Here is an 11462-nt window from a genome sequence, read left to right on the forward strand (position 1 = left end):
ATTCTTTTATGTTAAAACCGTAATGAGTTAGCAAAAAACGGAAGGTTTTTTAGCAAACTATATGATTTAATTTAGTTCATTTTGAAGCCCCTGGAAGTATCGTTTATTAAATTCAAAAAAATTCAAGTAAACGTTAGAGATTATATCCTGTTAAAGTATTTTATTACTTTATATTTTTATTTAAATGATTTACCTATATTTGCACCCTCTTAAAAAGAGATTATAGCTACGGGGTGTAGCGTAGCCCGGTTATCGCGCCGCGTTTGGGACGCGGAGGTCGCAGGTTCGAATCCTGCCACCCCGACGAACCTAGAAATAGGGAATATTAAAACACTGTTAACTGTATGGTTTTCAGTGTTTTTTGTTTTTTATGACATCAATTGAAATCATTTAATATCACAAAAAAGGTGTGCAATTCGGTGTGCACTTTTTCATTGAAATTGTTGTAGTTTTATAGGACTTTTTAGAAACGATTTGACTTTCGTCTTTGCAAGAATTATTGTTTAATTAAAGACGTTTAACATGCAGTCAAACAACACTTTCACAATTATTTTCTTTACCAGAAAATCACGAAGCAATCTGAAAATTTTAAATATTTACTGTCGCATAACAGTAAATGGAAAACGTTCAGAAATCAGTCTAAAAAGGAGCATATCGGTGTACAATTGGGACGTTTCTAAGGGTAAAGCTCGTGGCACTTCAACTAATATTAGAGTTTTAAACAATTATCTTGATAGTGTCTATACCAAATTGCTCAACTGTCACAAACAGCTTTTGGAAGAAAATAAAGTGATTTCTTCACATGCAATTAAATCACGTTTTCTTGGAAAAGATTCTGTCTCCAAAACTTTAAAAGAACTGATTGAGTATCATAATACAACTATGATTACTGTATTAAAACCAGGCACTATAAAGAACTACTTTACTACAGAAAAGTATTTGTTTACGTTTTTAGCGAAAAAGAAAAAGATAGACGATATTTTCCTAAAGCAATTGAATTATCAATTTATTATTGATTTTGAGCGATTTCTTAGAGGTGCAAGAAGCAAGAAAAAGCAACTGATGTTATCTAATAATGGTGTTATGAAACATCTGGAACGTTTTAAAAAGATGGTTAATCTAGCAATTAAACTTGAATGGATAACCAAGAATCCTTTTCAACAATTTCAATTGAAGTTTGATAAATATGATAGGGAATACTTGACGGAAAGAGAACTTTCTATGTTAGAGAACACCAGTTTTAAGAATAAAAGATTAGAAAAAATCAAGGATTGCTTCCTTTTTTCTTGTTATACTGGGTTATCCTATATCGATGCAAAAGAACTTACTCTTAACCAAATAACAAAAGGCATTGACAGTAATTATTGGATATTTACTAAACGAGAAAAAACCAATGAAACAATTAAAGTTCCTTTATTGCCTAAAGCTCTAATAATTCTAGATAAGTATAAATATAATGTAAGCGATTTTTTACTTCCAATACCTTCGAATCAGAAAATAAACTCTTACCTAAAGGAAATCATGAAAGATTGTGGTATTTATAAGAATATTACATTTCATGTAGCCAGACACACATTTGCAACTACAGTAATGCTTTCTAATGGTGTTCCTATTGAAACCGTATCAAAACTTTTAGGGCATACTAAATTATCCACTACTCAAATCTATGCAAGGGTTGTAGAATCAAAAATTAGTGAAGATATCAGCAATTTATTGGAACGATTTAAGGCTCAAGAGAAAACAAAGAAAACGTTTTTAAAGTGATGGATTCAGAGGCTGGGTATCATTGATACCTTTCTATTAGTTCTAAGTTAGCGCGAGGAGAATCCATCACTTTAAAAATGAAACAAACGAGCCTTAAAGCGAGTGCGTTAGCTTTTTTCAAAACGTATCAAAACAATTCAAATTTTCATTTTTTCATAAAAAATTCCCTGATTTTACTGGGCTGAGAGCATTTTTTAGTAAAAAATGAAATTCTTGTAATTTTTAAATTGGTTGTAAAGTTTAAAATAAACCAAAATGAAGCAATTATAATAGACTGGTAACTTTTTCACGGAAAAATTCCCCAATTTTATTGAGTTCAGCGCATTTTTCCGTGAAAAATGTTTCTTTATGATTAGTTTTATAACATATAATCACCACTAATCCAAAGGGTTATGAAACAGTAACATCGCGTAGCGTGTTACCCTCTTGCTTTTCCTATTACATTTGTTTCACAAATTCTATAGTAAAACTATAAACGTTATAGAAGGCTGTGAGAATATATACTTTAGATTCTCTATATTTAAGTGTAAATTTATGTAATGAAAAAAAGATTGAAAAATATTTACCTCAAAAATAAAGTGAATGATTGATTTTTCGGATAAAGGGAAAGATAAGCAGCAATACTAGAACACTAAGATTTACCAACATTACAATATGGATAGTAATAGCACTATTAATTTACTTAAGATAACTCACCTAATTCTTATTGTTTTTGGGTTTCTGCTATTACTTTCTTTATGGATAAAACAAAATAATAATTCAAAAAGTAATACAAAGTCCTCGTTACCCATACTATTTATGTCACTCGCTATATTAATGTGGATCGCCATTGAACTAGCACGTTTTTTATTTGAAAATACTTTGGTAAACTCAGGTATTGACAAAGAGCACCAAAAATGGCTTTTTATTAGTATTTTCTCTACCTTCAATAATACATTTATACTTGCAGCCGTTCCTTTTTTTAAGGATGTATTAGACAATTCAAAGTTTAAATTTTTCAAGTTTTTAAAATGGGAACATTGGACACTATTGATTTTCATAGTGAATACCCTTATCGTACTTCTATATATTGTTTTCTGGATGTTTCAAATTCAATTAGGTAGTACTTTAGTACCTTTTCTAGATCACATATATTCACTCATCGCAATCTCTTTTTTCTTATATGGAGCCATTCATGCTTTAAAACGAAGCAAAAACTTTGGTACAACTGGTGTAGCGATATTTATAATGGTTGCCTTCATTCTTATCATAGTTCAGTACATCGTATTCCCTGCCTATTCAATTAGTCAGAACTATCGATTTATTTCGCTTTATACTTCACATATAATGATTATTATCTTCATGTTGCTTGCTGTTATGGCTATGCATCACTTCAAAATGCAACAAGCATTAAAGCATGAAAATGATGCAGTAAGAAGTACAAACGAGGCACTACAATCTAAAATATTGGCTCTTGATAAACGTGATAGGATGCCTGATGTAAATGAATCGTTAGGTTATAGTAGGTATTTAGAATTTTATAAAAAAGATAAAAGTTTGGTGATCGAGCTAACCATGTTGGACAAAGGAATTGTAAAGTTTCCTATTTATTGTTCCGTGGTAAATAGAGAATACAAAGATTTACTTCGTTTTGCAGTTTATAAGAAAAAAGGAGAAACTATAAAAGCTTACAGTGGTACACATCCAGGATTTGGTGATATATATAAATCTATATTAGATATTCGAAAACGTTTCATAAATAAACATCTCGATAATGCTGGATATAAAACTTTGAAGGCAAATGAACTTATCGTTCAACGAATAAAGGGCTCTGGATTATATGAATTGGATTGTCTTGAAAAGAATATTGAAATAGATATTTCTAGCTTATTAGAAGTTAAAGAACTTACCGAAATATTGAGAATACTATCTTAAGCTCTCACAACTTTAATTTTTCAATAGTCTAATTATCAGATTTTTATACCTGAAATGCTCCTGAAAAAATAATAGAGTTCATGAAATCTGCTTTTCTATTCGGTTATCAGTTAAGATCTTTGCTTCATGAAAGAAAAGCGGTTTCACAAATTCTTAAAGATTTTTGGATCAGGTGTGCTGTTAATGTGCTGCTGCATGAAACTATCCGCTCAGGTTGATCTAAAAATGAAATTGGAAGCGGAATTTTTAAATGAACCCATATCAGTCGATGGCTTACTCGATGAACCCATTTGGAAAAAAGCAGAAAAAACAACCACTTTTTATATGAATTTTCCAAAAAGCGGAATTGCAACTCCAGATTCCATTCAAACCCAAGTGCAAGTTGCTTACACAACCTCTACTTTATATATAAGTGCCATTTGCTATGGTAAACTTCAAAACGGAGTATTCTCGCTTAAAAGAGACGATCCCGTCTTTTGGGAAGGCGATATCTTTGGTGTAGTGTTAGATCCTATTAACACCAAGAATAGCGCTTACCTATTTGCCACTAACCCAAAGGGCGTTCAAGCCGATGCTATTATGGATAATCAGAATATTGGCCGTAATTCCACGCTGACAAGAGTACTCAATACCTCTTGGAATACCATTTGGCAGTCTGCAACCCAAATTAATGATACAAACTGGACAATGGAAATAGCTATTCCTTTTAAAGTGCTACGGTATACCAATACTGGTGAATGGGGGCTTAATTTTTTTAGAAGGGACGTTCGTACTAACACAAACCATACTTGGGCACCTGTGCCAGTGCAATTTCAGGAAATGCATCTAGATTATACTGGAAGGTTAAGATGGCCTATACCAATTAAGAAATCAAAATTCAATTTTGCTATAAGCCCATATACTTTGGTTAGAAACTCTAAGAATTACCAATCTGATAATAGTAGTGAAACAACATTTGATTTTGGAGGTAATATACGCATGGGCATTAGTAAAGGACTCAACCTTGATATTACCATTAATCCAGATTTTTCGCAGGTAGATGTCGATAGACAAGTAACTAACCTAACAACCGTTAACATACGATTTCCCGAACAACGATTATTTTTCCTTGAAAACAGTGACATCTTTTCCAATTTCGGTATTCCACCCATGCGTCCTTTTTTTTCCCGCCGTGTAGGATTAGACAGTGATAATAACCCGATACCAATTCAATTCGGTGCGCGATTGAGTGGTTCTGTAAATAAAAATTTACGGATTGGGGTGATGAATGTACAAACCGATAGATCTGAAAATCAAGCTTCTACAAATTATACGTCCCTTGCTGCTAATCAGAGGGTTTTAAAACAATTTCTGCTGAAAGGATATCTTCATAATATTCAGGCAACAGATACAGAAAATGTAGCCGACGAAGACGAGTTCAATCGCGTTGGCGGGCTTGAACTAGACTACCGTTCTAAAGACGGTAAGTATAGAGGATCTTGGGGTTATGGTTTATCTGATACACCTGAGGTAAATACCAAAAACGGTTTTCATAAAATGGAATTAGCTTATAATGGTAGAAATCTAAATTTTTTCACAGATATAGCTGGAGTGGGAAACAATTATATTAATAGAATAGGTTTCTTTCCTAGAAATTTCCATGTAGATGCTGTTAGGGATACAACCATTCGCTTAGGTTTTGATCACTTCTATACGCGACTCAATTACATCATATACCCTAAGAATAGAAAAATCAACTTTCATAACCTTGGTGTAAGACAAATTTATACTGTTACAAAAGACGGTAGGCCTTTTAGATATGAGTGGATTCCCAATTATACCATACAATGGAAGAATACCAACAAACTGGATATTTCCTATAATGTTATGCGTCCACAATTATTGTTTCCATTTGCTTTTACCGATGGTGAACCGTTACCATCAGGTTTTTATCATTACAATTTTGGTAGTGTCTCGTATTCATCGGACAGGCGAAAGAATTTAATTTATACACTTGGATTACAGAATGGTGGATTTTATAATGGAACACGAACGCAATATCGTTTAGACTTAACCTATCGTATTAAACCATGGGGTGTATATGCTATGAATACTTCCTTGGATGATCTTAAATTTCCTGAACCCTATGGAAGTGCAAAGTACTGGCTTATTGGTAACAAAACAGAAATAAGCTTTTCCAAAAAATTATTTTGGACAACCTTTATACAGTATAACACCCAACGAGACAATTTTAACATTAACTCACGATTTCAATGGCAAATTAATGCCCTATCGAATCTATTTATAGTGTATACTGATAATTATTCTGTAAATACTTGGGAAAAGAAAAACAAATCACTCGTTATCAAACTAAACTATTGGTTAGACTTATAATTTAATAAAATGTAATAACTATGAAATTTATCTATCTTATTTTGAGCATCTTTTTGGGTTTCAATTCTTGTCAGTCCCAAATTCCTGTAGCTACAGAACTCCATCCTAAGATTTACCTTATTAATAATCAATATTTCTATTCAGAAAAAGTAGGCACATACCTCATTGAATTAGATGATAAAATTTTACTTTTTGATATTCCAACACATACAAAAGAAGTCGAAGAGTTTATTAAATCTTTCAAAAAACCTGCCTTTGCAATACTATCACATGGCTCATGCGGAATATCAGACGGAACGAAATGGCAAAAGGAAATAGGACTAAAAGTCTATGCTCATAAAGCAGATATAAATCACCCTTGGCTTAGAATGAAACCCGATGTGTTTTTTACCGAAATGCCTGAATTTGGAAAAGACATAGAAGTCATTCATACGCCTGGACACAGTGCGGGAGCAATTTGTGTATTAGAGAAATCGTCGAAATCTTTATTTACGGGAGACACCTTCTATGGTGACAAGAACGGAGAGATTAAAGATTTTACCCAAGAACGTTCAGAAGATTATGAAAACCCTATAGATAGAATTGAAAGTTGTAAAAAGCTATTAAAATATGATTTTGAAAATGTATATCCTTTTCACTATCAAGCTATAATAGGTAATGCCAAAGAAAAATTAGCAGCATATTTAAATAGATAAATGTATAGTAGGGTATAAATAATGAGTGTATGATATTCAAGAAACCAGAAAATATAAAACTTTCATTGCTACAATTACCCTGTTATGATATAATTTCCGAAGCTATTTTTTAAAATTATCAAATATTTTCAAACTTATAACGGCTATATAAAAAAGTATAATTTATTTCATATTTTTTTATATGAAATTGTATATTTGCCCACCGTAAAGGCAAATTAAATTTGTTTTTAAATCGTTCTTTTTGATTTTAGTGTGCAATTAGGTGAACACATATAGTTAAAAGTATTTAATATATTAAAAAACAAGGGGTTACAGAATTTTAATTAATCCTGCCACCCCGACCAACAAAATCCAATCACGAAAGTGGTTGGATTTTTTATTTGATGCAGCTTTAAAACGAAATACCACTCCGCAAAGTCACCTGACTTTGAGCAATCATTATGTTCTCTTTTTATTTATTCTACACCTATTTTTCTGTTTATTTTTAGGTGGTTTACGTTTGTCTTTGATTGTTCTGCAAAGTCATCTGACTTTGCAGAACGAGTATATTGCTTTTTTAAAATTTTGAAAGGCTTTATCAAAAATTGACGCTACCGAGTTAAAACTTAGCACTTCCCGAGGATGCTATGGGCCGTTTTAACCTTCTTGAGGGCCATTTTTACGAAGTGTTAGACTTTAATAGCCTTAAACAGAGAACATCTTGCCTAAATTTTAATTGCTTAGGTCTAATTTTGAGCCATTACGACTCAATTTTTAACGCCCCGGGTCCAAATTTAATCGTATTGAGTCTAATAGAAGTCCTTTTTGGCCCAACAGAAGATCTTTCTGGCCCAACGCATTACAGGCATCCTTGATATCTGGCCTTGTCCCACAAAAAATGAAGGGGACCGTTGTTTCCGATCCTCGCCGCTGGTATAAAACTTAACCGTAAATGAAAAAACTTTACTCTTATAAAACCAATGGTCTATCCGGCTTCAGACCATCACTCCATTGCACATACTTTCTATTGTATAGCCCCTTGTTAGAAACAAAGGCGGAGTTTTAGTACAAGACCCAAGATAAAAAGTGCCCATATCGGCCGATGCTTGGGATGGCACTCATAAAGGCACTCTGGTTCCCGTGGATTCCTATGTATGTGTCATAGACTATAACGAACCGGGGCTGGGTCACGAGACAAAAATGATATATATTATTATTGATTACTCTTTTTGCTTCTTTAATGGTCGGTGGTAATAACAAAAGAAATTAAGAGGTTCAAGATTTTATCAATACCGAATGATATAATAAGCATAAAAGAGTTCGATTTCAGAAAATGATGTCTTTTTATTTACGATCTCAGGAAAGATATATAGACATGGCTTTACAATAGCCAACCTGATTTTGAGGACTTATTGGCAAGGATCAAAGCGTATAACTGGAAAATGATAATCTCTTTATTTTTTTGGAGTTTCCATGGGAAATCATAACTCAGACAATAGTTATATCTAACTTTGGCAGGCTTATTTTTATCTATTTGAACCAACATAAGTTTATATTCTTTCTAGTTTTCCTTTAGTACTTTATGAAATAAATCGGCCAACCGTATTTCTATATAGGTAATGATTTTATCTTCTGGTTTTTCTTTAAGGTACATTGTGTAGATTTTCTTGATATAATGCCCCTTCATTTTCTTTAATTCCCCCTGCGGTTTACGGATATCTTCTGGAGTTAATTTCCATTTTTTGATAGAAAATAACATAGTGGTATGGGCATCAAATTTTTTCTCAATAACAATAAGGGCTTCAATATCTTCAGGTTTTTTATACGTATTAACCTTTGCCTTTAATATGGTATATTCTTGTTGTATTTCAGAATTCACTGCTTCTCCTTCCTTAATTAATTTTAAATAGGCCTCATAAATCCAGGCGTCATATTTGTCAAGAAAATCTTCATAGAAAAATAATGTCTTTAAATACTCCAATGCTGCGCTTTTATAGAACTTTTTATGGCTTTTTTCAGATTTTTTAACGGCTCTGGCTAGCAGTCGCAATTCGTCCTTTTTTTGCTGTACCATTGCATCGGCTTCTTTTTCTTTGGCTATGGCTTTTAATTGTGGAGTAATCTCCCACGGAGTTCCTTCAAAAGTGCGTTTCCGGTATGAAAAACGTAACCAGGCATTATCTTTTCTATTAAAATTCAGTTTTTTAATCCCAAATCGATAATTGTATCCAAATGTGGTTGTTAGCTCACTTAAATGATCAGTGGTTGTTCCGCTTCTAAACAGTTGGATTGCGCTTACACTAAAATTATGACGTTCTTTTAAAACATAACTCAAATTGATCCGGGCATTTGCCACCTGTGTTTTTCCGGTAGTGCTTTGAGATTTGTTATACGATAATCCAAGGCGCGTACTTAGTTTCTTTTCAAAGAATCGTTTACCAACACCAAGATTCGGTCCCCAGGTAGTTGCATTTTCTCTACCTATAATATTATAGGTCCCATTGATTGCTGTATTAATACTAAGGTTATGCTCTGTAAAATTAATGCTATGTGTTACATTGATATTATGGAAACTAGAGGCATCCCCAACTCGCACAATGCCCCCTTGCTCATTGGCAGCATCATTTAATGCATAATTAAAACTTAGGTTTTGTCTGGATGACTTCTTATTTGATAAGATGTAGTTGATGTTTGCATTCGCGCTTTGGGATAACTGTCTAAAATCCAGGTTTTCTAATTCTTCATCTAGTAGATCTGCATCATTAATCTCATCAAACTGGTTGGGTTTTATATTGGTAAAGGTAGAAAAGTTGGAATATGAGCCTGCAATAGTCAATCGCTCTGTAAGATTTAAAGTAGCATTCACTGCACCTACTGTTCTATTGGTGCTATTGGCTTTTAGGTTATCCAAATCATCGCGTTGGTACCCAAAATTTACTACCAGCGTGAGTTTATCTTTAAAAAATGTATTGGAAGCATCTACGGTAATGTTTTCAAAATCGTTGTTAAAAAAATAGGCTCCCAGCGTTTCGTATCCAGGATCTACGCGTTCGTAAGAAAGACCAACACTAGTTCTTCCTGCTGTATAGCCAAATCTTGTTTTTATGGCATTATAGTATTCTGTAGAGGCGCGATTGTTAAATAATGAACCTAAAGGCGAAGTACCGGGATTGTTTACTTCTTCTGCGCGTAAGTCTTTGGTAATTGCCGTAACGGCATATTCTGCCTGTAGGGTATAGTTTTTTGCTAATTTAGCTTCTCCTAATATACTTACTGCCAAATTCTCTTGAGGGAGTACTCCTTTTGCTTCTGGAATAGCATCAATAGAGTTTTGATTGTCTTTGGCATAAAAACCAATCAATCCTATTTTAAACTTTTCTTTTTCAAAGGCTGTTTTAAGACCGTATCCCATTCTACTAAAGCCAGGTACCGTACGCTCATCTCCATCATCGGGAGTTGCTCTTAATAATTCTCCTGCCATTGCACTTATTTTAAATGCTCCCGGTGGAGTTATATCTACTCCCCCTCCAGTAAACTGGTGCCCATTCAACGTGTATGTAGAGAATGTCATTGCAACATTACCAATATGTCCTGTTATCCATTTATATTTTGGGTGTAAACTAATACGATTGAAATTAAAAGGTAACGCATAATCCAGATTTTCTCCTTGATTGGTAAAACTATACGATGCTGGGATTGCAAAACCATAAATGCTCACATTTAGATTTCCTCTTAAAAAATAAGTAAAAGGTTCTCGGTTACTGTTTTGATTTGAGTTATAATATACCCCACTAGCCGATACTTCACCACTCACCTTAATGGGCTTAGCTTTACCTACACTCTCAAAATCAATGTTTTGAGCGGTAGCTAATGTAGAAACAAACATAAAAAACAGTAGGGTATAGTTTTTCAATACCTTGTAATTTTTCCGTTATTTTTTTAAAAAGAGAAATAAAATTGCTATTCATACATATCAAAATGAGCTGTAGCTCACCAAAAAAGATTTAAGATTTTGTATATACGTCTGTAAAAACTTTTCCTGCTTCTGTATCTTCTATAATCAGTTTTCCTTCAGACAACATAAAGGTGGTCGTATAGGTTTCTATATCATCAGCAAAAGTCCCTGAATACGTACCATCATCGTTTTTAGTCCAGGTTCCCACTCCTTTTACGAGGTCACATTGCGAATTAGCACCATCCTTATAAAAATTATCTTCTGAAGTATTGTCTAAATTGAAAACATAATTTCCTCTTTTTTCACAATCGCTTAGTGCAACCTCCTGGCCGTCTTCTAGAGATTGTGTATAGTTCCAGGTCCCTACAATTGGATCTTCTTCTATTACAATTTCATTACTCTCTGAAAAACCTCCGTTTTGATCTTGTGCAATCACCTTAAAAGTAATCGGAAATACTAAATCCAAATGATCTCGGGTAATAAACGTATATTTCAAACGCTCTATGTTTTCTTTTAAGGTTATAGCGTTTGCTTTAATATCATAAGTTACAACATCTCCATCTGGATCTGTAGCAGCATTCCAGATAAAATCTATGGAGGAACTAGCATTTCGATTTGCTATTTCAAGGATTACTGCTGAAGGTTTATTATTAACTTCGTCATTGTCATCATCACTACCACAAGAAATTGATAATGCACTTAAAAATACGGTGGTTACTAAAATTGCTTTTTTCATAGTTTTAAAAAATTAGGTTTGTAAATATTTGTTATTGTTTTTTGTT

General features: G+C 33.2%; 6 protein-coding genes and 1 tRNA gene. 5 read left to right on the top strand and 2 right to left on the bottom strand.

The genetic code is table 11. The annotated features are described in order from the left end of the window. Positions 1–229 precede the first annotated feature (229 nt). The 5 genes from U6A24_RS12790 (at position 230) to U6A24_RS12810 (ending at position 6746) form a co-directional block, all read left to right on the top strand. A tRNA-Pro gene (locus U6A24_RS12790) sits at positions 230–304 on the top strand. A 218-nt stretch (positions 305–522) separates the two neighbouring features. Continuing rightward, positions 523–1764, top strand: coding sequence for a site-specific integrase (locus tag U6A24_RS12795; RefSeq protein WP_324180370.1), 1242 nt, complete (start codon positions 523–525; stop codon positions 1762–1764). A gap of 798 nt (positions 1765–2562) precedes the next feature. After that, the gene (locus tag U6A24_RS12800; RefSeq protein ID WP_324180371.1) at positions 2563–3678 is read left to right on the top strand and encodes a hypothetical protein; all 1116 of its coding nucleotides are present in this window, start codon (positions 2563–2565) and stop codon (positions 3676–3678) included. Positions 3679–3873: 195 nt separating this feature from the next. After that, positions 3874–6051 (top strand): carbohydrate binding family 9 domain-containing protein, encoded by a 2178-nt coding sequence (locus tag U6A24_RS12805; protein WP_324180372.1) that lies wholly within the window; start codon positions 3874–3876, stop codon positions 6049–6051. A gap of 20 nt (positions 6052–6071) precedes the next feature. After that, positions 6072–6746, top strand: coding sequence for an MBL fold metallo-hydrolase (locus U6A24_RS12810; RefSeq protein ID WP_324180373.1), 675 nt, complete (start codon positions 6072–6074; stop codon positions 6744–6746). Positions 6747–8286: 1540 nt separating this feature from the next. Here the strand turns inward: U6A24_RS12810 and U6A24_RS12815 are convergent. Both U6A24_RS12815 and U6A24_RS12820 read right to left on the bottom strand, forming a co-directional pair. Next, positions 8287–10638: a TonB-dependent receptor gene (locus U6A24_RS12815; RefSeq protein WP_324180374.1), complete on the bottom strand. Its 2352-nt coding sequence runs from the start codon at positions 10636–10638 to the stop codon at positions 8287–8289. A 91-nt stretch (positions 10639–10729) separates the two neighbouring features. Then, positions 10730–11416 (bottom strand): lipocalin-like domain-containing protein, encoded by a 687-nt coding sequence (locus U6A24_RS12820; RefSeq protein ID WP_324180375.1) that lies wholly within the window; start codon positions 11414–11416, stop codon positions 10730–10732. Positions 11417–11462: the final 46 nt, after the last annotated feature.

The organism is Aquimarina gracilis (assembly GCF_035285365.1).
Classification (GTDB): Bacteria; Bacteroidota; Bacteroidia; order Flavobacteriales; family Flavobacteriaceae; genus Aquimarina; species Aquimarina gracilis.

Bases quoted from the DNA above. Each gene is read 5' to 3' on its own strand.
- U6A24_RS12805 (WP_324180372.1), top strand. From the start codon at position 3,874: ATGAAACTATCCGCTCAGGTTGATCTAAAAATGAAATTGGAAGCGGAA.
- U6A24_RS12800 (WP_324180371.1), top strand. From the start codon at position 2,563: ATGTCACTCGCTATATTAATGTGGATCGCCATTGAACTAGCACGTTTT.
- U6A24_RS12820 (WP_324180375.1), bottom strand. From the start codon at position 11,416: ATGAAAAAAGCAATTTTAGTAACCACCGTATTTTTAAGTGCATTATCA.
- U6A24_RS12810 (WP_324180373.1), top strand. From the start codon at position 6,072: ATGAAATTTATCTATCTTATTTTGAGCATCTTTTTGGGTTTCAATTCT.
- U6A24_RS12795 (WP_324180370.1), top strand. From the start codon at position 523: ATGCAGTCAAACAACACTTTCACAATTATTTTCTTTACCAGAAAATCA.